We start from the raw sequence: 25,371 nt of genomic DNA on the forward strand, positions 1-25,371 counted from the left end.
TACGCTCTAAGCTGCCTCATTCACCGATGTTTGATCATCAATCATGATCTTTGGGGCCTCACGGCGCTCTACGGTCAGCGCGGGGATGACCACGGTGGCGCAACGACGAACCTCTTCGATGTATGCGGCGAACGCCGATCTAATGGCCTCCTTACCGGCGTCCTCGGCGCTCAGCGGCACGATGAGACAATCATGAACCGGCAAGCTACCCCATCCGGCGGTCCTAAGTGTGGCCATGGCTCGCATCATTATCTCAGCTTCGTGGTAGTTGAGGTCGTGCACGGTCCGCCCCGGCGCCCCGGCGTAGACCAGGGCCTGCATAGCGACGCACACAGCGCTCTTGGCTGACCGAAAGCTCAGCGCCTTGTCCAACTTCTCCCCAGGGTGCGCTCGGGCGTAGTCAGCACGGGCCTTATCGGACCAGGTTGTGGCGTTAAGATCGCCCCGGCCAATTGCCTGGACCACGATGTTCTTCACAAGGTCTCGAGGCACGCCCTCCACATAATATGGGTCCGTCACTTCGGGGCCGAAGGCGTAACCGGAGAGAGCGCATAGCAGGGTGTAGTGGGACGCGCGGATGTCGATTTCGACAACAGGCTCCCCGCCGATGATCATGTTTTCAAGCCGGTCACGCTTGGTCTCGGTCTCGTAACCGGAGGGCCCGCGCGACGCGATCTTGCCGCCCCACTGCCACGCAAAGCCATCTTGATCGCCGTTGTTGAAGACGCGCTTGAGACCATAGAACGATGCACCTCGCACGCCTACTGCGGCCATGAAAGCGTTGTGCTCTTCCAGCTCGGCGATGATCCGTGCGACCTTGGGGTTCTCGGGGTTGACTGAGAGCGCTTCCCGCGCCTGCCGAACGGGTGACGAGATGACCTTCGCCGCCCGCAGCTCGACCAGGGGGCCGCCGACAACGGCAGAGAGGGCCGCGTCTTCACGGGTCCAATGCGCTCGCCAGTCTCTCAGCCTCTCCGCGTCGATCCCGGCCGCATCCAGGCGCTCAAGGGCGCTTTCGGTCAGGCCGAACGTGGTGACAGATGAGCCAGTCTTGATTGTCGCCCCGCCGTGGAACGCGCTCTTCGACGTCCACCTCCAACCGGGGCGCTCCTCCAGCAACCCCGCGCCCTTCAGGGCATCGGCGGTGCGACGAAAGACGTCGCGACCAAACGGGGCGCCCACGAAGTCGCTGTTGCCCATCCCGTGCTTTCCTCGAAGGCCGCGGATGTCGAAGCGCTGAAGCTCTCCGATTAAGACCGCGAGGGCCCGCCGGTGCTTCTCAATGGTCGTCTTGCGCCGCTGGAGACCTTCAGGCCACGCCGGCAACACGACATCGTTCAAGAGGCCCTCGACGAGCTGGACAGCCGCCTCCGAGGCCGCAGCGACCGCGAGCGACATGAACTCAGCCGTCTCGGCCTCCTGCCATGTGATAGCGAGCGGGTTAGTCACTCCCCGACGCTCACCAGCGCACGATAGACGCTTGCCCGGCCGATCCCCAGTTGCTTAGCAATTGCCGCAGGGCCCATGCCGGCCTCCCGCAGCTCCCGAACCTTCGCGACATCCACAGACGGCTTACGGCCCTTGTAGACGCCACGGTCCTTAGCCTTGGCGATCCCCTCCATCTGGCGCTCGCGGCGAATGGCGGTCTCGAATTGAGCGAAGACCCCCAGCATCTGGAGGAATGCGACGCCGGCCGGGGACGACGTGTCGATGGGCTGCTCAGTGGCTCGAAGGAACGCGCCGCGATCCTGTACGCTCTTTACGATGCGCTCCAGGTCAGCGACGGAACGAGCCAGGCGGTCGACGCGCGTGACCATGAGTGTGTCACCTGAGCGCATGAATGACAGGATGGTTTCCAGCTCCTGCCGACCCTCGGTCGTCGTGCCGCTCCGCTTCTCGCTCCGAATGATCGTACAACCCGCCGCCCTAAGCGCCTCCTCTTGCAGGGCGCAGTCTTGATCGTCCGTGCTGACGCGGGCGTATCCAACGAGTGCTGACATGATCCATTCAGTCCCAATAGGCTCTAGACCCGGTCCTGCTAGTCGCCCCAAAACTCCAAGTCAACCCTATTGAGACGTCGATATCGTCTCACGCCCGCATCTCCCACGGGTATACCCATCCGGACATCAAAGGCGCTGAAGGCGCGTCGGGCGCCATTAGTACGGACATTCGCACAACATAGTGTGGTCCACGCAGCCGCGTGACGATCCTGCTGCCCTTCGGAGATGTTCTCGTGAGCGACTATTTCTCAATGCCCTGCGACCCCTCAAGCGGCAACTTCCTCGTCTTCCTGAAGAATCTTTATCTCGGAGAGTCTGTAGATGAAGCCGCAAACCGAGCGGGCCGTCCCCCGGCCGCACCATTGGCGTCGAACGCTGCGGCGGAGGTCGCGGCGATCGAGGCAGAGGACGTGCAAGTTTCGGCAGCGGCGGTGAGGTCATTTCTCCGGGCCTGCTGCGTCTCAACCAAGGGGAGGGGGCCCCTGCTCGTCGGCGAACCCGCTGACCGCGCCTGCTATATGGCTGTAAGAATGCGGAAGGTTGTGGAGGCGCTCGATTACCTCATAGAGCGCGTTGACGACTTAGAGGCTGATTTCGCGGACGACGTCGCTACGGTTGGGCAGGGGACAGTGACCCGCCTGCGTGAAGTCCCTCCCCATACGTTAGCTTCTCAGGTGTAGTGTGCAACCGACACACTCTACCCCCGCCCCTAATGTCCCCGATGCCATCCCGCCGCTTCCAAACGGCCAATCCTATCGCGTTCCCCCACGCACCCTAAGCCCCGCACTGGCTTCTACATCCAGTAGGAAACCGCAGTTTCCCTAGGCATTCGGGCAGGGTGGGGGACGGCATGGTGGGGCAATCAGCCACTTCGGGTCCCTTCCGCCGCCCCCGATGGAACCGCCCGGACGCGATCGGATGCGGTTCGCAACTGGCGGTTTCGCTGAGCCGCTGCCAGCGCCACTCCGACCCTTGGTGACGCAGCGGTTCCCCTGAGTTTTCTGAGAGTTACCTGGAGTTTCTTGCCGCTCTCGCCGTTCACTCCGCGTCCGGAACGATCACCCGATTATTTTAGGGTCCCATTGGGTCCCCTTTGGGCGCCTGGAGGGACCCGCAGCCCCGTTCAGCAATCGACTGATTGAACAGTTACCTCTTCTGGCCTGAGGGCGCCATAAGGGTCCCCTGGGGCGCCCTAGGCCCGCAGCGAAACTCCCGGTCCGCCACGTCGTTCGCATGGAGCAGCTCGCCGAAGCAGGGAGTCTCCTCGATCCGATAAAGCCGCGTGAAAGCCCCGCCGAGGTTATCGAGATCGCGTTGGCTCAGCAGTCCTACGGCTACGATACGTTCCCCATCGGACATATTGATTCCTGAAGCTGATGCGTTTCCAAAAGGTTAACATTCACTTCATAGAAAGTTTCCGGCGGGTCCCTTCAAACGCGATCAGCGGGTCCCCTTTGGCCCCGTGGAGGGCCTAAAGAGGCGTTCGGATGCGGCGAGATCGACCCGTTACCTGTTTGAAGCGGGAAGAGCCGGTGGGATGGGCAGCCGCTGCCTAGATGCCTAAAGCCTTGGCAACATCGAAGTCGTAGCCTGCTGCTTTGAGTTCGCGAGCTAAGCTCATTTTCCAGGCGTCGGCAGAATCCATCGCAGTCCACACCACTCCAGCAATGTCGGATGGCAGCTCTAGCTCGCCCTTCTTCAGAGCTGCAACGCGCCCCCGGCCCAATCGGCCGGCGAAGTATCCTAGCTCTAGTATGACATTCTGCCGCGCACGCGCCTTCAGATCGTCGCTTGCAATCTGACCGCCTAAACGGATTCCGCCCACATCATCTGGAGTCAAAAGAACGACGGCAAATCCAACGTCCGCTTCTTTCTCAAATTTTTCGATAACGGTACGTCCGCCATTGGCCTGTTCGTGAAGAATGATGGGTTCTAAACTGCATGACGCGATGAAACGAGCAACGACAGCCTTAGCCTCATCGTCTTGTCCGTGGACTAAAAATATCCTATTCGTGGTAGGAGTTGCATGATTTTCCAGCCGCAGCGGATTTTCTGGAACCGCAACGTTGTCCACGCCCGGAAGTTCATCGATCAAATCCAAACGCTCTGCTAGTGACCTCAGTCGCTCCACGCGCGTGCCTAGCTTCTCGTAAAATTCTCCCACTCGATCGTAATTTGAACCGGGGCCAACAAAAAAGACTCCTGCTCCGACGTAGTGGTTATATTTCTCGGCGTACTCTTCTGTCGTGAAGGCTCTGCGCAGAAATTCTGCATTGTAATCGTTCCATCTACTATATGCCTCCTTGGCATTCTCAAAGCTACCGGAGCCTCGACTAGCTACAATGTCATTGCCTAAGTCGATGCGAGAAAGAAGCGTTGCCCTCACTTCTTCACGCGGCTTTGCCAGCAGCGCTGGTGCCCGGTTTGCTGTAGTCGCAGGTGTCGTCTTTCGGGCCATTCACGATATCCAGTTCTGATGCGTCTTGGGGCACCTTGGGTATACCGCTCAAAATAATCAACGTCCGACACGCCTCGTTTCTCACAAACCGAAAACGGGCCATCCGGTGTAGTTCCATCCCAGGATGGTTGCCCGTGTACACATCCGGCAAGTCGAATATTTGCAGAGGCGTGAAAATCTATCCTTGTCGAGCTTTATGTCTGCCTGTATTTCAGCGGGATAGCGGAAGCGAGCCGGGCTTGTTCTTCAAGTCCTACAATGGCGCCTTAGGCCGGTTCGCACACAGTCGAAGCGTGGTCCCTTTGCGGACTCTGAGGACGCACCCTCCTCAGTTTACATGCTCGGTGACTGGGATACCCGTGGGCCGGCTTCGCTCGGCTCTCTCCTCAATTCACATGCAGCCACGAAAGGCCGCCATGATCACCGATCGAACTTTAACCTATCGTAAGAAGCCCATTCGCGTGCGCGTTTGTGCCGCTGGGGCATTCTACGCAGCGCACGACATCTATTTGGCCCATAGGCGGCGCGTTGACCGCAAATTCCTCTCCCGCTTCGACCCGGCCCATCTGCGGCTGGAGACTTTCATGGGCGACGATGGTCCAATCAAATTGACCGCTGTGACCTGTCTCGGCGTTGCCACGATTGCCACCGATGTCGGCGCCGTAAGTGACCGTATGCTAGATGGCTGGGTGCGGCGAAACAGTGCGGAACTCGCGGATGAGTTTGGCTTCGGCCCACTTGGGCTCACGCTCTGCGCTAATGGCACGTTACCGGCAAAGCCGCTGGTCTCGCACGACCGCTACGAAGCATGGAAGAATCTGCGGGATGTCAGCGGTCCCATCCATCTGTTCCCATCCAACCTCCATGAGCCTGCCCTGTTCGATGAGGACCCGATTCTTGGTGCACACGATCCGGACGGGGACGCGGCGAAGGCAGAGGCGCAGCGGGCCGCAGCTGAAGAGTATATGAATCAGCGAGAGGCCCCGGACGGCCCTACCCGGTGGGAGGCGCTGCAAGCCAAGGTCGCTGGGAGGCGTTGGCTGTGAAGGGGGGTGCCATGTCATTCGAACCGAACGTAGACGCCGCCGGCTTCACTTCAGTGGGATTAGATGCAGGGCCCAAAGGAGACGAATGGCGAGAGCGCATTTCGTTGTTAGAGCGCGGGGAATCGGAAGGCCGATTGCGTCCAGAGCATCAAGCGGAACTGGAGGGCTATAGAGCCTCAGGGCGCGTGCAGCGTTCTCAACACCGACCAGACGGGCCGAGCAGGCACGCGGCTTCCGGCTCTGCCTTCACCGTCCGGGCCCCCGATGGCACGGAGTACGAGGTCCAGGCTCCGGCCGGAGCGACCGAGCAGGACATCATGGCCCGTGTCCAGGCCGAGCATGATGCAGCCCCCAAGCGGATGTCGAAAGACGACGAAGCCGGGTACATCAAGCTCGCCAAGGACCCGAACGCCACGGCGGACCAGCTCGTGGACTTCGTGGCCTCCAAGGGCTTCTCGCTGGACCCTAAGCTCGCTGCCGACTTCATCGAGCAGCGCTCGGCAGCGGGCGGCCAGGCCGGCGACAAGGTCTTCTACACCGACGAGCTGAAGGGACCCGCAGCAGCGGCCCCCGAGCAGCCTCAGGCCGCCCCGGAGGCGCCCCAGGCCCCCGAGGAGCACAACAGCCTCCGCGAGGACATCCGCGCCGCCGCAGGTCGCTTTGCGGACGGGGCGCTCCCCGGCGCAGCGAGCACCATTCGCGGCATCCGTGGCGCGATCGACAATACCTGGGACGCTCTAGTTCACGGAAAGGACTGGGAGCCCGGCAAGGCGTTCGACGAATACTCGGACGACATGAAGAAGGTGACCAAGCGCTTCTCGGACGAGCACCCCACGCTTGGGGACGGTCTCGGCTGGGCAGGCCTCGGCGCGAGCTTTCTGGCTCCCGAGCTGCGAGTGGCGAGGGGCGGAAGCCTCGGGGCTCACGCGATCAATGGCCTTGCCACTGGGGCGGCTTACGGCACTGCCGGCGGGCTCCTCAATGACAGCGGCGAGGGCCGCATTGCTAACGCCGAGAACGGGCTCATGTTCGGCGGTGCCGTTGGTGCCGCTGCCCCTGCACTCTTCCGGAGTGGGGCCGCAGCCGGCTCCTATGCGCTACGCACCGTCCCCTTCGCCGATCGGGCCGTAGAGGCCATTGGCGACGCCGCAAGCCGCGTCCGTGGCCTCCCAGTGCCGCCTCCGAACCGCGCTGCCCGCGCTCAGGCCGAAAGGCTCGTCGGGAGCGAGATGGGCAACGGCCACATCGCGCAAGGCATGGGCGCAACCGGCGCCGCAGCGACCCCGGCGAGCGTCGAGGCCGAAGTGGCCCGGCGGCAGGCTCTCGGGACCCCCGCGACGCCCGCAGACACCACCGAGGACCTCCGCCGGCTCACGAGCTGGGCGCTGCAAGGGCGCGGTCCGATGACGTCGCGAGCACGGGCGGCCCTGAGCGCCAGACAGGCACAGCAGGGGACCCGCATCCGGCAGCACGTGCAAGACGAACTCGGGCAGGCCGTGGACCCAATCCAGGCCGCCGAGGACATCAACCGCCGCGCTTCGGATGCCGCTGGCCCAGGCTACCATCAGGCCTATGCGCAGCCGATGGTGCTCACGCCAGAAATCGAGAGCATCATGCGGACCCCGGCCTTCCAGGAGGCCCTTCCGCAGGCCGTGCGCAACATCCGCAACGCTCAGCGCAATCCGACCGAGCTGGGCTTCAGGCTCCACCAGGACGGATCGATCGAGGGCGCCAACACGCTCAGCGTCGAGGGCTTCGACCAGGTCATCCGGGCCATGCGGGACGCGGCTTCGGACGCTATGGATACCTCTGGCTTCCGCCCGAGGAACACCACCAACTCCGTCCATATCGACAACCGTCGCCGGGACCTTCAGCGCCTCATCGGGGAGCAGAATGAACCCTACCGCGACGTGGTGGCGAACTATGCGGACGAGATGGCAATTCGGGATGCCTTGGGCAACGGCCAAGACGTGGCGAAGCTCACCGGCCCCGAAATCGCAGGCCAGATGCGCGACATGCCCCAGCACGCCCAAGAAGCGTGGATGACAGGCGCTCGGACTGCTCTGGCAAATAATGCGGTGCAGTTTGGGCAGAAGCACGAGAACGCAAACGTGGCGCAGCGCGTGCGGCAGGGCCTAGGCCTTTCCGGTGCTGGCAACTATGCGGCTCCAGGTGATGTCGCCAAGCTACAGGCAATCGAAGCGATGTCGGGGCGGGAGGGTGTGCTGAACCGTCTCGACGACCGTCTGGAGGCAGAGGATCAGGGCTTCAAGACCTTCTCTGAGACGTTCGGCAACTCGAAGAGCTACGGGCGTCAGGCGTACGACGAAGCCATCTACGGTGGGGATGCGAAGGTCGCCGCTAAGTTCCTCACGGGCCGCGTGATCGACGGCGCTATGGACCTTCTGTTCCGTGGACGTGGCGCGGGCCGCTTCAAGCAGGCGGTCCAGGAACGAGTGGCCGAAGTGCTCACCGCCGCGAACCCGGCGGACGTCACCGAAGCCATGGCGGCCATTCAGCGCCGCGCCGAGACCGACCGAGCCTTCAATGCCTCCCTTCAGCGGGCAGGCATCAAGCTCGGCCAGATCACGGCAATCCAAGCAGCCGGGATGCCCACTGAAGCGGACCCCGTGTCCCCCGCAGCCATCCCCGGCTACCGCTAACCACCTATCAACCCCGCCGGCACCTGTCCGCTGGCGGGGTCTCATCACGAGATTACACCATGCCCTCTAAGCCGACTGGCCGCCCCCGTGGGAGACCACTGGGGGTCAAGAACAAACCCAAGACGATCGAAGCGTTCGTGGTCGAGCAGATCAGCTCCCCGATCGCTCCACCCCCCTTACCGCCCACCAAGGCGCCGCGAGGACCATGGGCCAACATGACCTCTGAGCAGCGGAAGGAGTACTCTGCGAAGCTTGTAGCCTCCCGGAAGGGCAATCACCCGAACACCAACATCCCTGGCAAGCCTCGCGGCCTTACCCATGCTCAGTGGACTGCGGTTAAGGAGGAGGCGAAGCGGGACGCAAAGCGGATCATCGCCAAAATGAAAGACGCCGGACAGCTCCCGGATGACCCCCGCGCCGTAGAGGCCCTCGAAAAGGCCGTAACGACCTTGCGGGCCTCCCAGAGCCCCAAGGACGTAGCGGCCCTCGGGCGCCTCATCCTCGACTTCACCAAGCCCAAGCCCGCCCAGAAGATCGACCACACGGTCCGCACCGCTGAGGACATCCTCGACGAGATGGCGGCGGACGAATGACCCTGCCGGCCTCTTCGCCGTTCCGAGCTACAGCTAGATGCTAACTACCCCCAGCGCCCTCTTCGGGTGCCGGGGGTATTTTATCGACCAGACTCCGAGTTAGCCGCGCAGCTTGGCCAACAGCAGCTCAAGGTCGTTCTCGGTGAGAACTACGCGATGCCGCATTTTTCTTCCGGGCTCTGCCTGATCAACGACGATCAGCCCATCGCCCATGAGTTCTGCGACGATGTCATTCTCGGGGATGTGGATGGTCAGGCGATCGGAGGAGGCTACCAATTCGGGGGACATCACGACGCCTGCTCCAAGTTCGATTCATGATTGCTGGACGCCTGCACATCAAAAAGGATGGCGTAAGTGATCCGGCACAAGCCGCCAGCCTTCCACTCAAAATCTATGGTCCCATCTGGCCAGTTGATTATGACCCGGCTGAACAGGGTTCGGAGTGCTTGATTGGCAGCCGCTCGGTCTATTTCGCCGTTGGTCTGGCTCAGAGCTTCGATGGCGCGATCAACCCTCGTGGCGATGATGGCGTGGTCAGCGGCGACGTTTAGTTTCCTCAGGCGCTCCAGCTCTTCGCTTTGGCCCTTCCGCGCCTCGGCGAGTTGCCGCAGCTTTTGGCGCAGAATGCGACGGACATTCTCATCGTCCTCCGCAGCCAGATCATCAACCAAGCGGCCGATGTCGTCGCTCACGTGACTAAGGCGATCTTCTGTTTCGGCTATCCGGACTGCCAGGTCACCATCGGTCGCATCCAGGCCTTCGCGCTGCCGGAGCCTAGCGGGAAGGTCCTTCAGCAAACGCTCTTCGATCAGAGAGTACCTTACGGATCGATACTCACACGCCTTGCCCGCTTTCGCCATCGAGCAGACCAAGCTGGGGTATGAGCGCTTGCCCTTCATCACACGGACCATGCTGCCCCCGCACTTTGGGCAAACAGTCAGCCCGGCCAGCAAGTTCTGCGTGGGAAATAGCGCCCTCGGAGCACGGACGCGGTCGCCCCGTGCAGATGTAGCGGCGTTGGCTTCCCTGAAGACTTCCTGAGTTACCACAGGCGGATAGTAGTCTCTCACCGTCTCTTGAGGCACCCGCGACATCACTCCTTCTTCATCATGCGAGGTGCGGTGTAGGGTGATTTCTCCAACGACAGCGGGGTTCTTGATGATGCGAGCGATATAGGACCGGTGCCACATCTTGGCCTTGCGCTTCCCTCGCGCCCACGTGTCGATGCCTTCGGCGTTGAACGTGTTCGCTATCGCCTCCACGCCAGTGCCACCGATTGCCATCTCAAAGATGCGGCGAACAAGGACGGCGCGATCGTCGATCAGTTCCAGTTTGCCCGTCGCGTCGTCCAAGGCGATCCAAGCGGGCGTCATTGAGGTCAGGGGCTTCGAGCCAATCTGCGCCATCTTGTTCCCCCATGCGGCGCTGCCGCGCTCTGACTTCGTACGGCTTTCCTCATTAGCCCTCATGAAGAGCACCACGGCCATAATCAGGGACGTGAAGTCCTTCTTCAAAGACTCCCGAGTGTACTCCCGGCCGTCGCTGATCGTCACCACCGTTACGTCGTGCCGCAGGATGTCACGAAGGACGTCGATTGCGTCCAGCGGGTCCATTCGGCTGATGCGGTCTAGCTGTTCGACTAGGAGCACGGAGCCGGGCTCTACGTGTCCGGCTGCGACCGCCTCCATGAATACGGCGAGCCTTCCAGCCTTCCAGTTCGCGCCCCGGTATCCCGAACGGCCGACGTCATGGAATGTGAGCGTCTCGTCCAGTTCCAACCCATGCTGCTCGGCGTACTGCTTTGCTAGCTCGTGCTGGCGCCGGAAGCTGTCTCCCTTGCGCTGCTCTGGCGAACTGAATCTGATATAGGAGTAAGCTTTCCGAGGGCGCCCACCCGCCGTGCTGTCCATGTCCATTTCCAACCAATCTTCGTCTTGGTAACTCATAGATGCCTCGGGCCCCGAGAAACGCGCCAGGCTCAAGCGCTTTGGCTCCCCGCTCTCTGTGGGTCAACTGTCCCTACAAGGGTCGTCGTCGGCCTGCCCGACAAGGCGGTGGCGGAAAGCCGCGAGCGCGTCCGCGCTGCAATGGCCGCGATCGGCCTCGCCCTGCCGCCCAAGCACATCGTCCTCAATCTCTCGCCCGCCGATCTTCCCAAGGAAGGATCGCATTTCGACCTGCCGATCGCGCTGGCGTTGCTCGCGGCGATGGGGGTGGTCGATGCCGAGACGATCGCGGGCTATGTCGTGGTGGGCGAACTGGCGCTCGACGGGCGGATCGCGCCGTCGCCGGGCGTGCTGCTCGCGGCGATGCACGCGGCCGAGGCAGGCAAGGGGCTGGTCTGCCCCGCCGCGCAGGGGCCCGAAGCGAGCTGGGCGGGGCAGGTGGAGGTGCTCGCCGCGCCCGACCTGATCAGCCTGCTCAACCACTTCAAGGGTAACCAGCTGCTCCCCGGCCCGGTGCCGGGCGAGGTCGATCCGCCGGGTCAGGGGCCGGACCTCGCCCAGGTGAAGGGGCAGGAAACCGCCAAGCGCGCGCTGGAGATTGCCGCGGCGGGCGGGCACAATCTGCTGTTCGTCGGGCCGCCGGGCGCGGGCAAGTCGCTGATGGCCGCGTGCCTGCCCGGCATCCTGCCGCCGCTGGAGGCTGCCGAGGCGCTGGAAGTGTCGATGGTCGCCTCGGTCGCGGGGATGCTGCAAGGTGGCCGGCTGACCCGCACCCGCCCGTTTCGCGCGCCCCATCACAGCGCCTCGATGGCAGCGCTGACCGGCGGCGGGCTGAAGGTGAAGCCGGGCGAGGTGAGCCTCGCGCATCTGGGCGTGCTGTTCCTGGACGAACTGCCGGAGTTCCAGCGCGCCGTGCTCGATTCGCTCCGCCAGCCGCTCGAGGCGGGCGTAGTGAGCGTCGCGCGCGCCAATGCGCATGTCACTTTCCCTGCCCGGGTTCAGTTGATCGCCGCCATGAATCCGTGCCGCTGCGGGCATCTAGGTGACCCCGCACTCGCCTGCGCGCGGGCGCCGCGCTGCGCGGCGGACTATCAGGCCAAGGTTTCCGGCCCGCTGCTCGACCGGATCGACCTGCATGTCGAGGTCCAACCGGTCACCGCCGTCGACCTCGTCCTGCCACCGCCCGCGGAAGGATCAGCGGAAGTGGCGGCGCGGGTGGCGGCCGCACGGGCGCTGCAGACGAGGCGCTATGCCGGAACCAGCATCCGCACCAACGCCGAGGCGGACGGCGAGCCGCTGATGGCCGTCGCCACGCCCGACGAGGCCGGTCGCAAGCTGCTCGCGCAGGCAGCCGAGGCTATGCGGCTCTCCGCGCGCGGCTACACCCGCGTGCTGCGGGTCGCGCGAACGATCGCCGATCTGGCGGGCGCGGAGGGGGTGGGGCGCATTCATGTCGCGGAGGCACTCAGCTACCGGCGTCAGGCGCCGCGGAGTTGAGGGGGCCATGCTGATCGAGGCGATCCTTGCGTATTTAGGCGCCGTTGGCGGACCGGATCGCGCGACGTGGAAGCTGTGGCTCGGGATCATGGCAACGGGCGCTGTGGCCTGCGTCCTACTCGCACACTTTCGTTAGCGCGGCAGCTTACGCCCAGTTGCGGTCATTCCGATTGATGCGCTACGCTTGTGAAATGGCAATCCATCCCGATGTCGCTCGTCTCGCGGGTACGCTAGGCTCAATGAGAGCTTTACTGAACGCACACGGCTACGATGCATTGGCGGAACAGATCGAGCGGTGCAGATCCATCATCGTAAGGTCTGACTACCACGGCGTCGAGCGGCTCTTAGGTCTCTACGGTGGAATGGGATCACTGAACGACGTGATACTACAATCTGGTGGGATTGCTCCAGCAGAAGACAACGAAAGGCTCGACGCGCTTCGGACGATTGCCTGGGAACAGGCCCAATCGCTGGCGCTCGACGAAGCGAGCGGGAACGGCAACTGACCACCACTTTCAGTCATTCCTTCGCTCGGTAGCAACCTCCCGCCAACCTCTACGTTGAGCCCCGGTGCAACAGCCCCGAAACGAAGCGCCCGATGGCGAAGAACCCGATCTTCCTCCCGACGAGGAAGAGGACGTTCAGGAACGCGAGGCCGCGTCCTCGCGCGTCATTCACGAGGTCATTCGACGTCAGGGTGACGAGGAACTCGACCGGCCGGCGAGCTCGCTGTTCTTCTCCGGCGTGGTCGCCGGGGTGGCAATGGCGGCGTCGGTGCTCGGGCGCGGGCTGATCGAGAGCCATCTGCCCGACACCGAATGGCGGCTGCCGGTGGCGAGCATCGGCTACTGCCTGGGCTTCGTGATCGTCGTGCTCGGGCGGTTGCAGCTGTTCACCGAGAGCACGCTCTCGGCCGTGATCCCGGTCGCAGCCAGCCCGACACTGCGCAACTTGAGCCGGCTGGGGCGGCTCTGGGGGCTGGTGCTGGCGGCTAATCTCGTCGGGACGCTGCTGATCGCTGTGCTGGCAACCACGGGCTGGGTGGGGACAGAGGCGAGCACCAAGGCGATGCTGGATACCTCGCGCAGCCTGCTCGAGCTGTCCGGCTGGGACGCGGTGCGCGCGGGTGTGCCGGCGGGGTTCCTCATGGCGGGCGTCGCCTGGTCGCTGCCGGGGGCGCGGCGGCAGGAATTCTTCGTGCTGGTGTTCTGCACCTATTTCATCTCGCTCGGCGAATTCGCCCATGTCGTTGCTGGGGCCGTAGAGGCGTGGATGCTGTGGCTGGCCGGCGAGGCGAGCCTGGGTTGGGTGCTGGGCGGCTTCCTCGCGCCGGCGCTGCTCGGGAACATCCTTGGCGGATCGGTGCTGTTCGCGCTGCTCGCACACGCCCAGGTGCACGAAGAGACGTGAAGCGGGTTGCGGCGCGGCGAAGCTTCGTCTAGCCGTGCGCATCCTTCGCTGCCCCTGTGGCGAAATTGGTAGACGCATTCGACTCAAAATCGAACGCCGAAAGGCATGCTGGTTCGAGTCCGGCCAGGGGCACCAACGCTTACCGGGAAGCGTGCTGGAAGCCGCAAGTGCGCGGGTCCGACAGGCTCCGCGCTCCCGAATGCGGATCGGCCCGGCTAGATCCAATGGCAGGCGGCGGACTGCGGAAGCTGCTGCTATAGCCGCTCGCCAGCAGAACGGGAATGTTGCCACCCGCTGGCGGGCCTTGAGGTCCGCGGGAGCCAAGGCTCGAACCGCGTGCCTTTGCCCAACACGGAGTGGATGTTGGCCGAACCGGCCGATTGCAGGGCATAGCCGTGGATCTGCGAAAGCCTGAGCGCGTCGTTCGATTGGCCTTTCACTGTGCTTCCGAACCGCTGGGCGCGGGTCCATTGCACCGACGCGCAGACAAAAGGTTTGCGATCAACCAGCGTTCGGCGGATGCAGGGTGCACATCTTGAGCGCGGACCCTGCAGGCATGCGCAGCTTAGAGGAAGCTGCAACGCCTCTACGGACCTATTCTTCGCCGCAGCAAGTCGCTTCCGGGGCGGAGCGCGAAGAATCTTGATGATGCAAATCAATCTGCAATCGATCTCAAGGCGGTGATACGTAGAACTACCCGGCCCGGCGTCCCTGCCGTCCCTCTACCATGTAAGTTGTTGAGTTTACGCGCCATGATTGCGGAGGCGCGAAGGGGTGGCAGATGAATATATTTTCCGATCTCAAAATACAGCTGAAGATCATGTCGCTTCTGGCGATCCTCGGGCTCGTCACGGTGGGCGTGGCCTGGCTTGGCGGCAGCCTGATGACCAAGGCGGATGCGAGCTACAGCGATCTGGTGACGAAGACACTGCCGGACTCGGTCAAGCTCGCACGCGCCAATCGCCAGGCGACGCAGATGATGTACTCTGGCTATCGCACCGTGGCCTATGACGGTGCCTCGGCCACGGCACGCCAGGCTGTGGACGACGAGAAAAACGCCTATGGCAAGGCTGCAACGATCCTTGACGACACGATGCGTACCGAGCCTGGACTGGCCGACGTGCTCATGCCGTTGCGGCGCTCCCTCGACGGGCTGCATGAGCAGGTCAGCAAAGCGATGGAGCATGGCCTGCGCAACCAGAATGCGGAAGCAAATGCCCTTCTGGCGCATGCCGACGCCATCGCAGCCGATTTCACTACCAAGCTTGTCGCATTGAATGACAGCCGGGTCGAGCAGGCGAGCACAACGGCCACGAAGCTGAGCGGTTCTGCGGCGGCGTCGCGGACGATGATGCTGCTGACTGCCTTTGGCGCGCTGGCAGCGACGATGATACTGGCTGCCATCGTGTCCAAGAAGCAGGTCGGTGAGCCGCTGTCGCGGCTGCAGGATGCGATGGGCGCGCTCTCCGCCGGCAATCATGCGGTGGAGGTGCCGGGCGTCGACCGTCGCGACGAGGTGGGGGCGATGGCCAAGTCGGTCCTGATCTTCAAACAGGCGGCGGTCGAGCAGGCTGCAGCTGCTGCACGCAAGGCAGAGAGCGATGCCGCACAGAAGTTCGTGGTCGATACGCTGGAAGAGCGACTGACGAAGCTCGCGAGCGGGGACCTCACGGCTGCGATCGATGCACCGTTCACGGCGGAATACGAGGCGCTGAAGCACAATTTCAACGCGGCCGTGTCTGCTCTTCGGGATCTGATCGGCGCCGTGCTGGAAAGCGCGGAGACCATCTCGACGGGCTCAGCGGAGATCGCGCATGCCAGCGAGGATCTGGCACGCCGCACGGAAGGTGCCGCCGCGAGCCTCGAGGAAACGTCTGCCGCCGTGGCGGAGATGGATTCCCGCATCAAGGCGACGGCGGCCGCCGCGACGCAGACGGTCGCTCGCGCAACTGGCGCGATCCAGGTCGTGGGCTCCGGTCGCAGCGTGGCGGACGAAGCCATGCAGGCGATGAGCCGGGTGTCGGAAAGCGCGAAGGGAATCGACACGGTCATCGAGGGTCTCGACAAGATCGCGTTCCAAACGCGCGTTCTGGCCATGAATGCTGCCGTTGAGGCAGGCCGGGCTGGAGAGGCCGGCCGAGGCTTTGCAGTCGTTGCTGATCTGGTCTCGGCGCTTGCGATGCGTGCCGAAGAAGAAGCGGGTCGCGCGCGGGATCAGTTGACGGCAACGCAGTCGGACGTGAACGCCGCGGTGGACATGGTTCGCCGCGTCGACAGCGCCCTTGGCGAGATCGTGTCGGACGTGAATCAGGTGCATGGCCTGCTGGAGACCATGGCGATTGACAATCAGGCACAGGCCACCACGGTCACCCAAGTGTCCACGGCGGTTGGCAGCATCGACCAGATGACCCAGCAGAATGCGGCAATGGTGGAGCAGACCTCGGCAGCTGCCCGGAACCTGAGTTCGGAGGTGACATCGCTGAAGGAGCGTGCGTCACGATTCCAGACGGGCAGCAGCCGGATGGAAGGGAGCCGCGTTCGCGCTGTGCAGAAGCGCCCCGTAATGCCCTTGCCGGTCGCCGGGGCGGCTCGGACCGTTGCAGTCGCGGCGGAGGACTGGACCAGCTTCTGACCCCACTGCACCTGTACCCCAGCATGCAACGCTACGGGGGTACAGGTGCATGCAGGGGCGGGCTCTTTGCCGCGCAGGATCTCCGCATCTTCGACAATGACGCCTTCGCCGTATGCTGAGCGAAGGGTGGCGTAACGCGAGTAGCGACCTGCATGGCAGACCACCACCATCGATCAGTCCTGACTGATCGGGGCACGTTGGCCAACGGTCCAGGCATTGTCGCCCGGCATGGAACGCGGGTCGAACTGCATGGTGGTGCGATGCTACCATCGCGCTTTTGTCCGACATGCCTATGCAAGCGCGTCGCCGCTTGCCACTATCGCGCCGGCAATGGGTGCGGACACGTCGAGCGGCGGCCGCCGGGCAGGGAGAGAATGCGATGGCGATCGGGGAGGGGGCTGCGGCGCCGCAGCACCATGTGGCGACGCGAAGCGAGAAGCTGGTGATCACGGCCAGTTCGCTGGGTACGGTGTTCGAGTGGTATGACTTCTACCTCTACGGGCTGCTGACGACGATCATCGCCGCGCAGTTCCTGACCGGCCTGAACCCGACGACTTCGTTCATCATGGCGCTGCTGGTATTCGCCGCCGGCTTCATCGTCCGTCCCTTCGGCGCGCTGGTGTTCGGCCGGATCGGCGACATGGTCGGGCGGCGCTACACCTTCATCCTCACGCTGCTGGTGATGGGGCTTTCCACATTCCTCGTCGGCTGCCTGCCGACCTATCAGACGGCGGGGGTCGCAGCGCCGATCCTGCTGGTGGTGCTGCGCATGTTCCAGGGGCTGGCGCTCGGCGGAGAATATGGCGGCGCCGCCACCTATGTCGCGGAGCATGCGCCCGAGGGGAAGCGCGGCTTCTACACCAGCTGGATCCAGATCACCGCCACCGCAGGGCTCGCCATGGCGCTGCTGATCGTCATCACCGTCCGCTCGCCCGTCACCGGTCTTGGCGAAGCGGCATTCAAGGCCTGGGGCTGGCGGATTCCCTATCTGCTCTCCGGCCTGTTCCTCGCGGTAGGGCTGTGGCTGCGACTCAAGCTCCATGAGTCGCCGGTGTTCCAGAAGATGAAGGACGAAGGCACCGCCTCCAAGGCACCGCTGACCGAGGCGTTCGGCCAGTGGAAGAATGTGCGGGTCGTGCTGATCGCCTTTTTCGGCGCGATCGCAGGGCAGGCGGTGGTCTGGTACACGGGCCAGCTCTACGCGCTGTTCTTCCTGGAGAAGATGCTGAAGGTGGACGGGCTGACCGCGAACATGCTGGCGATCACCGCGCTGATGCTGGCAACGCCCTTCTTCCTGTTCTTTGGCTGGCTGTCGGACAAGATCGGCCGCAAGCCGATCATCCTCACCGGCTGCGCGCTGGCGGCGCTGACGATGTTCCCGGTGTTCCATGCGCTGACCGGCGCGGCCAACCCGGCGCTCGCCCGCGCACTGGCTTCCGCACCTGTCATCGTCACCGCCGATCCGGCCGAATGCTCCTCGCAGTTCGACCCCGTAGGCCAGAACAAGTTCGACACGACGAGCTGCGACATCGTCAAGAACGCGCTCGCCAAGGCGGCGGTGAACTATGAAAACGTCGCGGCCGCTCCTGGCACGGTGGCCACGGTGACGATCGGCGGCGCGCGATTCACCGCACCCGATCCCCGGGCGGTGACCGGGGAAGCACGGAAGCAGGCGGTGAAGGCCTTCACCGCAAGCCTTGCCGGCGAACTCGCCAAGGTCGGCTATCCCGCCAGGGCCGATCCGGCGGCGATCAACAAGCCGCTGGTCGTCGCGCTGCTCTTCTACCTCGTGCTGCTGGTGACGATGGTCTACGGCCCGATCGCGGCGATGCTGGTCGAGCTGTTCCCCAGCCGCATCCGCTACACCTCGATGTCGCTGCCCTATCATATCGGCAATGGCTGGCTGGGCGGGCTGCTGCCGGCGATCGGGTTCGCGATGGTGGCGGCGAACGGCAACATCTATTTCGGGCTGTGGTACCCGGTGGTCGTCGCGGCGGCGACGGTGGTGCTCGGGCTGCTGCTGCTGCCCGAGACCTTCCGCCGAGACGTGGACGGCTGACACCTACTCGCTGCGCAGCGCCCAGGCGGGCGAGGCGCGGCTGGCGCGCAGCGACTGGCCGAGCACCGTCAGCACCGCGATGGTCGTGGCAATCAGGCTCGCGCCGAGGAAGTAGAGCGGGGAAAGGGGAATGCGGTCCCCGAACCCCGCCAGCCACGTCCGCGATGCTGCCCAGGCCAGCGGCCAGGCGAGCAGGTTGGCGAGCAGCACCGGCCGCAGAAACTGGCCGACGAGCAGCCGCACGACGTCGCGCGCCGAGGCGCCCAGCGTCTTGCGGATACCGATCTCCTTCACCCGACGCGCCGTGCTGAACGCGGCGAGGCCCCATAGCCCTACGCAGCCGATCAGCACCGCCAGCGCGGTGCCGATCCCGACCAGCCGCATCGCACGCTCGTCCTCGGTGTAGAGATCGGCCAGCCGGTGATCCGCCGTCGCGGCACGGAACGGCACCTGCGGGATTACCCGCCGCCAGGCTTGCTGCAGCGTGTCGAGCATCGTGCGCGGATCGCCGGTAAAGCGAACCGCGCCGATATGCTGGTACACGGCGTTCGGCGTGTAGATGTAATAGGCCGCGTCGTCCGCGCTGCGCGGCGAGAAGAATCGCAGCTCGTCGATAACGCCCACGATGGTGCGAGGGCGGGGATTGCCCACGGTCTTGCCGATCGCCTCCTCGGGTGTGCGGAAGCCGAGCGCCGTCACTGCCCGGCGGTTCAGCACGACGTTGCGGCCGAAGTTCCAGCGCTTCCAGTCGCTCGCATCGTCGGCGGCATGGGCGTCGTCGAGCAGGCGTCCGGCGAGCAGCCGCGGCCGATAGGTCTCGAAGAAGCCGGGCCCGGCGCTGATCAGCCGGAGCAGCGGGCCCGTACCCGGCGGGCCGGGCTGCTCGACCACGTCGATGTTGCTCGCGCCCTCGCCACCCGGCGCGGCATTGCCGGTCCCGACGCGCTGCACACCGGGGAGCGCGCGCAAGGCCGCGATGAACGCGCGGGCCTGATCGGGCCCTATCTTCGGATCGGCAAGCGATTCGATCGTGATCAGGCCTTCGCGGCGAAAGCCGAGATCCGCCTCGCGCAGGTGGCGCATCTGCATCGTCATCACCACCGTCCCGACCAGAAAGGCAATGGCCAGCCCGAACTGCAGTACCACCAGCGCCTCGCGCAGCCGCGCGCCCGCCTTGCCGCCGCCGGGCGCGCCGGCGGAGGCGAGCACCGTCGCCGCAGGGAAGCGCGACAGCACGAGGGCAGGGTAGAAGCCGGCCGCCAGCCCCACGAACAGCGTGATCCCCCCCAGCATGGGCAACGCCCAGCCATAGGGCATGGTTAGGGACGTTCCCCCTGCGGCGTTGACCAGCGGCAGCCCCACTTCCGCCAGCATCAGGCCGAGCAGCGCGGCAAGGGCGACGGTTGCTATCGCCTCGCCGAGGAACTGGGCGATCAGGGCGGCGCGGCTGGCGCCCAGGACCTTGCGGATCGCCACTTCGCGGGCGCGCAGCCCGGCGCGGGCGGTGGCGAGGTTCACATAGTTGACGATGCCGATCAGCAGCGTGAGCAGACCGATCGCGCCGAGCGTGGTGACCATCAGCTGGCGGCTGGCGGTTTCGGCACCCGCGGGCCTGAGATGCGCCTTAGCGATCGGCACCAGCGGCAGCGACAGCCACTTCGACACATTGGGCCCCGAACTGCTGAGCGCGCGGCGGTCAATGAACGGCGGCAGCTTGGCCGCAAAGGCGCGCGCTGCCTCGGGTGTTTCAAACCGCAGATAGGTGCCGACCGACGCCGTGCCCCATTTATACCAGGCCCATTCGGACGGCGGCGGCGTCTTCGGGATCGGGATCAGGATGGTGAAATGCAGGTCGCTGTTCGCGGGCAGATCCTCGAACACGCCGGCGACGCGGTAGTTGGCGGGCGCATCCATGCTGATCGTCATGGTCTGGCCGATGGGATCGGCGCTGCCGAAATAGCGTCGCGCCGCCGATCGGCTGAGCAGCACCGCGCTGGGATCGGCCAGCGCGCCGGCACCGTCGCCTTGCACCATCGGAATCGCGAACACGTCGAAAAAGCCGGGATCGACCTGCGCGACATTTTCGGCGGTGATGGTCCCGCCGCGCAGGACCGCGCCGCTCCTGGGCCCATCGGGCGTGGCGACACCGCCGCCGCGGATGCGGGTGCCGATCAGCCCGGGAAAATCCTCGCGCATCTGTTCGAACATGCCCGGCATGGTTGCCGGATAGGCGCCGTTGAACGGGCTGCCGGGAAACTGGATCGCGGTATCGACGCGGTAGACCCGGTCGTAGCGCGGCACCCAGCGCTCGAAGCTTGTCTCGAACCGTACATAGAGGGCGAGGACCAGGAAGGTGGCAATGCCGACCGCCAGCCCTCCGATGGTAAGCACAGCATAAAGCTTGTCGCGGGTAAGCGCGCGGTACAGCGTGGTCAGGGCAAGGCGGGGCATGGGCGTCTGCTCCTATTCGTAGCGCAGGGCGCGGGCAGGTTCGGCGCGGGCGACGCGCCACGACTGGCCGAGGACGGTCAGAATCGCGATTCCGACGGCCAGCATGGAGGCAAGCAGGAAGTACCAGGGGGTGAGCGCGATCCGATCGTCGAACCCGGCGAGCCAGCGCTGCATCGCCACCCAGGCGAGCGGCCAGGCGATCAGGTTGGCGATCAGCACCGGGCGCAGGAACTTCGCGACCAGCAGCTGGAGCACGTCGCGGGTGGAGGCGCCCAGCGCCTTGCGGATGCCGATCTCCTTGATCCGGCGCGTCGTATCGAAGGCAGCGAGACCGTACAGCCCGATGCATCCGATCGCGATCGCCAGCACCGCGCCCATAGTGAACAGGCGACCGCGGCGGGTGTCCTCCTCGTAATAGGCCTTGTAGAGGTTCTCCTCGATCGTGCGGCCCTGAAACGGCTCGGTCGGCACGATGCGCTTCCACGCGGCTTCGACGGCGTCGGCCATCTTCTGCGGATCACCGCTGTAGCGCATCGTGATGAAGGCATCGTTCAGCGGGCGGGTGTCCAGCCGATAGAAGGTGCCGCTGATCGCCTGACGGGGACCGCGGAATAGCAGATCGTCGACGACGCCGATGATCGTCATCGAGGCGTCGCCTTCGATCTGCTTCCCGATTGCCGCCTGCGGGCTGGCAAAACCGAGCAGGCCGACGGCCATGCGATTCACCACCACGTTGAAGGGCGCGGTGCTGCCGTTGACGCGGAGCGCGCGATCATCGGCAGGGCGTGCGCGATCGAACAGGCGCCCCGCGATCAGCCGCGCGCCGAACGTGTCGAAATAATGATCGCCGATCCGCACATCCATCAGCGACGGCGCGCGGATGCCCTGCATGCCCGGCTGGTACATGGACGCGAAATTCGTGACGCTCTGATCGCCAGGCGCATTCTGCGCCATCGTGAGGTGGCTTACCCCAGGCAGGGCAGCGAACGCGCGGAGCAGCGCGGTCTTCTGCTCCGGCAGCACGGATCCGCTGTTGAGCGAGCGCACGACGTAAAGGCCGTCGCGACGGAAGCCGAGATCGGCGTTGCGGACATGATCGGCCTGGGCGAGCATCACCGTGGTGCCGATCGCGAAGGCAATCGCGACGGCAAATTGGACAACGACCAGCCCGGCGCGGACGCGGGCGCCCGCACGTCCGCCGCCGGGCGCGCGCGCGGCGGCGAGCACCGCGGCGGGGCGGAAGCCCGCCAGCACCGCTGCCGGATAGAGGCCGGCAATCGCGCCGACGAGCAGCACCAGCGGCACGAGCAGCAGCAGGACACTGTCGGCGCCGAGATAGGTGAGGTGCAGCGACATTCCCCCGGCGGCGTTGACCAGCGGCAGCGCTACTTCCGTGAGCGCCAGGCCGATCAGCGCCGATAGCGCCACGGTCAGCATCGCTTCGGCCATGAACTGGCGGATCAGCGTGCGCCGTGTGCCGCCCAGTACCTTGCGTACGGCCACTTCGCGCGCACGCAGCCCCGCACGGGCAGTCGCGAGGTTGATATAGTTCACGATCGCGATCAGCAGCGTGAGCACCCCCACCGCGCCCAGGGTGGTGACCACCGCGCGATCGGAGGCATCGTAGAGGTGGTTCTCCACCAAGGGGCGCAGTGACTGTTCCCACTGCCCCTTCTTGATGTTGTCGCCGTACACGCGCCGTTGCGCGAACCGGGCCAGCTCGCTTTCAAACTGCTTGGCAGCGGCGCGATCTGGGAAGCGCAGCAGCGTCACCAGCGAGGTGCTGCCCCAATGATCGAACCATTCGTTGGCGAAGCGAGATGCGACCAGCGGCACGAACAGTTCGGCGGTGTAGCTCTGGTCTTTGCGCATGTCGGCGATCACGGCGCCGACGCGGTAGGTGTAGGTGGTGCCGTTGGCGATGACGGTAAGGCTGCGGCCGATCGGCGACTTGAGGCCGAAATAGCTGGTTGCGGCGCGCTGCGTGATGACCAGCCCGTCCGGATCGGCCAGCGTACGCGTGGGGTCGCCGGCCAGGACGGGCAGCCGCATCAGCGAGAAGAAATTGGGGTCGACGGCCGCCATGGTTTCGCGGGTGTTCGAGGTCCCCTGGCGCACCGTCGCGTCCATCTGCGCGATGCGCGTTCCCTGCAGCTGGGGGTAGTCGGCGCGCAGCTGGAGCAGCTCGTTGCCCATGGTGTTGGGGTTCGGCGTCTCCGGATAGCCCGGCATGTGGTAGCGTTCCTGGATGATGTAGAGCTGGTCCGCGCCGGGGATCCAGCGGTCGAACCCGGTCTCGAAGCGAACGAACAGGGTCAGCACCAGGAACACGGAGATGCCGAGCGCCAGCCCGCCGATGTTGAGTGCGGCGAACAGCTTGTGGCGAGTGAGCGAGCGGTAGAAGCTGGTCAGCGCCGAGGTCATTGCGTCACTCCCGGTTCGCGGGTGGCGGACAGATGACGAAGCAGGGCAACGGCGAGGAGCAGCAGCACCAGCACCGTCAGCGCGCGATCGAGCTTCACGCCGCCCGCCGCACGGCGGAAAGGATCCGCCCGTCGAGCATGTGCACCGTGCGCTTGGCGATATCGGCATGCGCGGGCGAGTGGGTGACCATCACGATCGTCGCGCCGTCGGCATTCAGCCGGGTGAGGATGTCCATCACCTGCGCGCCGTTTTCCGTATCGAGGTTGCCGGTCGGTTCGTCCGCCAGGATCAGCTTCGGCTCGCCGACGATTGCGCGGGCGATGGCGGCGCGCTGCTGCTGGCCGCCCGAAAGCTGGTGGGGATGGTGGTTGCGGCGGTGGGCAATGCCCACCCGGTCCATCGCGGCGTCCACGCGCTCGCGCTTCTCCCGCGCCGGCATCGAGCGATAGGCGAGCGCCAGCGCGACATTCTCGGCGATGGTCAGCTCGTCGATCAGGTTGAAGCTCTGGAAGACGAAGCCCAGCCGGTCGCGGCGGAGCTTCGCCAGCTGCGCCTCGGGAACCTTGGCGATGTCCTCGCCCTCGAACCGATAGGTGCCGCTGGTGGGGCGATCGATCGTGCCGAGGATATTGAGCAAGGTCGATTTGCCGCAACCCGAAGGCCCCATGATCGCGAGGAATTCGCCGGCCTGCACGGTCAGGGCGATGTCGGCGAGCGCGGTCGTCTCCACTTCGTCGGAACGGTAGGCGCGGTGGATGGCATTGAGTTCGATCATGGCGGGTTCCTATCGGATGAGCAGGGTCTGGTAGGCGGCGTAGGTAGCGAGCGGGGTGGTGACGATGCGGTCGCCGGGGGCGAGCCCGCTGGTCACTTCCACCTGGTCGGGGTTGCGGCGTCCGGTGGTGATCGCCCGCCGCACGGCATGGCTGTCGCTGGTCAGCACAAAGGCGGTGGTGCCGCCCGCATCCAGCCAGCCGCCCGAAGAGGCGACGACCGCCGGTCGGTCCGCGCCGAGGACGAGCCGCACGTCGAGCGTCTGACCACGGTTGAGACCGGCGGGAGGCGGCGTCCTGAAGCCAAGTTCCACACGAAATCGCCCCTCGGTGACTTGCGGCAGCACCTTGATCACGGTCAGGGGCAGGCTGCGACCATCGAGATCGGCAACAGCGGTGAGGCCGATACGCACGCGGCCGAGATAGAATTGATCGACGTCCGCCGTCAGTTTCCAGGCGCGCTCGGAATCGACCTGACCCACCGCATCACCCGGCTTGATCATCTGCCCCGGCTGCAGGGTGAAGGCAGTAAGTCGACCCGCAACCGGCGCGCGCACCACCAGCGCCGCGAGACCGGCGCGGGTCATCGCCAGGCTCTCGCGCAGCTCGCCGGCGGTTGCGTCGACGCCCGAGGACTGGTCCGCAAGCATCCTCCCGGCTTCCGCGGCGCTGCGGGTAAGCGCGGTCAGTCGCGCGCGCTGATAGGCCACTTCGTCGCGCAGCGGGGTGACCGCGGCGGCGGTGACGATCTGCTTGTCGAACAGGATCTGCTTCTGGCGGAGCAGCGCCTCTGCCTTGGCGAGTTCGTTGCGAGCGGAGGCGATGTCGCGCTCGGTCTGCTCGCGGCTCTGCTGGATCGACAGGCGCTGGCCGCTGATCGAGCTGAGCTGGCCGGCGATGTTCGCCGAACGACTGGCGACGTCGAGCGCGAGCGTGGGGTTGGCGAGCCGGGCAAGCGGCGCGCCGGCGGTAACCGATTGGCCGTCGCTGGCGATCAGCGCCTCGACCTGACCGCCGCTGATCGCAGTGACATAGACGGTCTGGAGCGGCGCCACCTGTGCGCGCAGCGGCACGTAATCGGCGAAGGCGGCGCGGGCGACTGGGGCGATGCGGATCGTCGCGGCGTCGACCGCGAGACTGCCCGAGCCGGGCAGGAACCACCACAGCGCAGCGGCTGCCATGACCACCGCGGCGCCGAGGCCCATGCGGACCAGCAGCTTGCGGCGGCGCGCGTGCGGGCGCTCGATCCGCCGATCCATCGCGGCGCCGTTGGTGTGAAGAGGCGTAACGTCCATGGCGGACAGTGTACGGCAGCGAAGCGTTCGCTCCTAAGCTACTGCAATAAAGAGAGCTTTCGGAAAGTGCTGGCGCTCTTGGCGAACAGTGTTCAAGCTAGTGTCCGATTTCGAACACTCGCCA

18 protein-coding genes, 1 tRNA gene and 1 pseudogene are annotated in these 25,371 nt (G+C 65.1%); 11 read left to right on the forward strand and 9 right to left on the reverse strand.

Annotated features, from left to right (window positions below; translation table 11 throughout):
• Positions 1–6 precede the first annotated feature (6 nt).
• Both V7E00_RS04595 and V7E00_RS04600 read right to left on the reverse strand, forming a co-directional pair.
• Positions 7–1,449 carry a hypothetical protein gene (locus tag V7E00_RS04595; RefSeq protein ID WP_333571494.1) on the reverse strand — a complete coding sequence of 481 codons (1,443 nt, stop codon included), beginning with the start codon at positions 1,447–1,449 and terminating at the stop codon, positions 7–9.
• Positions 1,446–2,000, reverse strand: a complete 555-nt coding sequence (locus V7E00_RS04600) for a recombinase family protein (protein ID WP_333571495.1) — start codon at positions 1,998–2,000, stop codon at positions 1,446–1,448. The genes V7E00_RS04595 and V7E00_RS04600 overlap by 4 nt, the downstream gene beginning before the upstream one ends.
• A gap of 200 nt (positions 2,001–2,200) precedes the next feature.
• Between V7E00_RS04600 and V7E00_RS04605 the strand changes: the two genes are divergently transcribed.
• Both V7E00_RS04605 and V7E00_RS04610 read left to right on the forward strand, forming a co-directional pair.
• Positions 2,201–2,680 (forward strand): hypothetical protein, encoded by a 480-nt coding sequence (locus V7E00_RS04605; protein WP_333571496.1) that lies wholly within the window; start codon positions 2,201–2,203, stop codon positions 2,678–2,680.
• Positions 2,681–3,233: 553 nt separating this feature from the next.
• Positions 3,234–3,371: a hypothetical protein gene (locus V7E00_RS04610; RefSeq protein WP_333571497.1), complete on the forward strand. Its 138-nt coding sequence runs from the start codon at positions 3,234–3,236 to the stop codon at positions 3,369–3,371.
• A 181-nt stretch (positions 3,372–3,552) separates the two neighbouring features.
• Here the strand turns inward: V7E00_RS04610 and V7E00_RS04615 are convergent, their stop codons facing one another.
• Positions 3,553–4,458: a nucleotide-binding protein gene (locus V7E00_RS04615; protein WP_333571498.1), complete on the reverse strand. Its 906-nt coding sequence runs from the start codon at positions 4,456–4,458 to the stop codon at positions 3,553–3,555.
• Positions 4,459–4,874: 416 nt separating this feature from the next.
• Between V7E00_RS04615 and V7E00_RS04620 the strand changes: the two genes are divergently transcribed.
• From V7E00_RS04620 to V7E00_RS04630, 3 genes are all read left to right on the forward strand, one after another.
• Positions 4,875–5,504, forward strand: a complete 630-nt coding sequence (locus tag V7E00_RS04620; protein WP_333571499.1) for a hypothetical protein — start codon at positions 4,875–4,877, stop codon at positions 5,502–5,504.
• Positions 5,505–5,821: 317 nt separating this feature from the next.
• Positions 5,822–8,167 carry a hypothetical protein gene (locus tag V7E00_RS04625; RefSeq protein ID WP_333571500.1) on the forward strand — a complete coding sequence of 782 codons (2,346 nt, stop codon included), beginning with the start codon at positions 5,822–5,824 and terminating at the stop codon, positions 8,165–8,167.
• A 215-nt stretch (positions 8,168–8,382) separates the two neighbouring features.
• Complete coding sequence (locus tag V7E00_RS04630; RefSeq protein WP_333571501.1) at positions 8,383–8,760, forward strand: hypothetical protein; 378 nt, start codon at positions 8,383–8,385, stop codon at positions 8,758–8,760.
• Between the two features lie 99 nt (positions 8,761–8,859).
• Here the strand turns inward: V7E00_RS04630 and V7E00_RS04635 are convergent, their stop codons facing one another.
• Together V7E00_RS04635 and V7E00_RS04640 are read right to left on the reverse strand one after the other, a co-directional pair.
• Positions 8,860–9,048: a hypothetical protein gene (locus tag V7E00_RS04635; protein WP_333571502.1), complete on the reverse strand. Its 189-nt coding sequence runs from the start codon at positions 9,046–9,048 to the stop codon at positions 8,860–8,862.
• A complete protein-coding gene (locus V7E00_RS04640; RefSeq protein WP_333571503.1) occupies positions 9,048–10,670 on the reverse strand; it encodes a recombinase family protein in 1,623 nt (540 codons plus the stop codon). The genes V7E00_RS04635 and V7E00_RS04640 overlap by 1 nt, the downstream gene beginning before the upstream one ends.
• 105 nt (positions 10,671–10,775) lie before the next feature.
• Here V7E00_RS04640 and V7E00_RS04645 point away from each other — a divergent pair.
• The 6 genes and pseudogenes from V7E00_RS04645 to V7E00_RS04670 form a co-directional block, all read left to right on the forward strand.
• Positions 10,776–12,203, forward strand: a pseudogene (locus V7E00_RS04645) (YifB family Mg chelatase-like AAA ATPase); the annotation flags it as partial.
• A gap of 191 nt (positions 12,204–12,394) precedes the next feature.
• Positions 12,395–12,709, forward strand: coding sequence for a DUF6966 domain-containing protein (locus V7E00_RS04650; RefSeq protein WP_333571504.1), 315 nt, complete (start codon positions 12,395–12,397; stop codon positions 12,707–12,709).
• Between the two features lie 64 nt (positions 12,710–12,773).
• The gene (locus tag V7E00_RS04655) at positions 12,774–13,613 is read left to right on the forward strand and encodes a formate/nitrite transporter family protein (RefSeq protein ID WP_333571505.1); all 840 of its coding nucleotides are present in this window, start codon (positions 12,774–12,776) and stop codon (positions 13,611–13,613) included.
• A 50-nt stretch (positions 13,614–13,663) separates the two neighbouring features.
• Positions 13,664–13,748 (forward strand) — tRNA-Leu (locus tag V7E00_RS04660).
• Positions 13,749–14,433: 685 nt separating this feature from the next.
• Positions 14,434–16,245, forward strand: a complete 1,812-nt coding sequence (locus V7E00_RS04665) for a methyl-accepting chemotaxis protein (protein ID WP_333571506.1) — start codon at positions 14,434–14,436, stop codon at positions 16,243–16,245.
• Positions 16,246–16,624: 379 nt separating this feature from the next.
• Positions 16,625–18,304, forward strand: a complete 1,680-nt coding sequence (locus V7E00_RS04670; RefSeq protein ID WP_333571507.1) for an MFS transporter — start codon at positions 16,625–16,627, stop codon at positions 18,302–18,304.
• A gap of 3 nt (positions 18,305–18,307) precedes the next feature.
• Here V7E00_RS04670 and V7E00_RS04675 read toward each other — a convergent pair whose 3' ends face one another.
• From V7E00_RS04675 to V7E00_RS04690, 4 genes are all read right to left on the reverse strand, one after another.
• Positions 18,308–20,755 carry an ABC transporter permease gene (locus V7E00_RS04675; RefSeq protein ID WP_333571508.1) on the reverse strand — a complete coding sequence of 816 codons (2,448 nt, stop codon included), beginning with the start codon at positions 20,753–20,755 and terminating at the stop codon, positions 18,308–18,310.
• 12 nt (positions 20,756–20,767) lie between these two features.
• A complete protein-coding gene (locus V7E00_RS04680) occupies positions 20,768–23,179 on the reverse strand; it encodes an ABC transporter permease (protein ID WP_333571509.1) in 2,412 nt (803 codons plus the stop codon).
• 94 nt (positions 23,180–23,273) lie between these two features.
• Positions 23,274–23,954 (reverse strand): ABC transporter ATP-binding protein, encoded by a 681-nt coding sequence (locus tag V7E00_RS04685; protein ID WP_333571510.1) that lies wholly within the window; start codon positions 23,952–23,954, stop codon positions 23,274–23,276.
• 9 nt (positions 23,955–23,963) lie between these two features.
• Positions 23,964–25,247 carry an efflux RND transporter periplasmic adaptor subunit gene (locus V7E00_RS04690; RefSeq protein ID WP_333571511.1) on the reverse strand — a complete coding sequence of 428 codons (1,284 nt, stop codon included), beginning with the start codon at positions 25,245–25,247 and terminating at the stop codon, positions 23,964–23,966.
• Positions 25,248–25,371 lie beyond the last annotated feature (124 nt).

It is taken from the genome of Sphingomonas sp., assembly GCF_036731925.1.
Taxonomy (GTDB): Bacteria; Pseudomonadota; Alphaproteobacteria; order Sphingomonadales; family Sphingomonadaceae; genus Sphingomonas.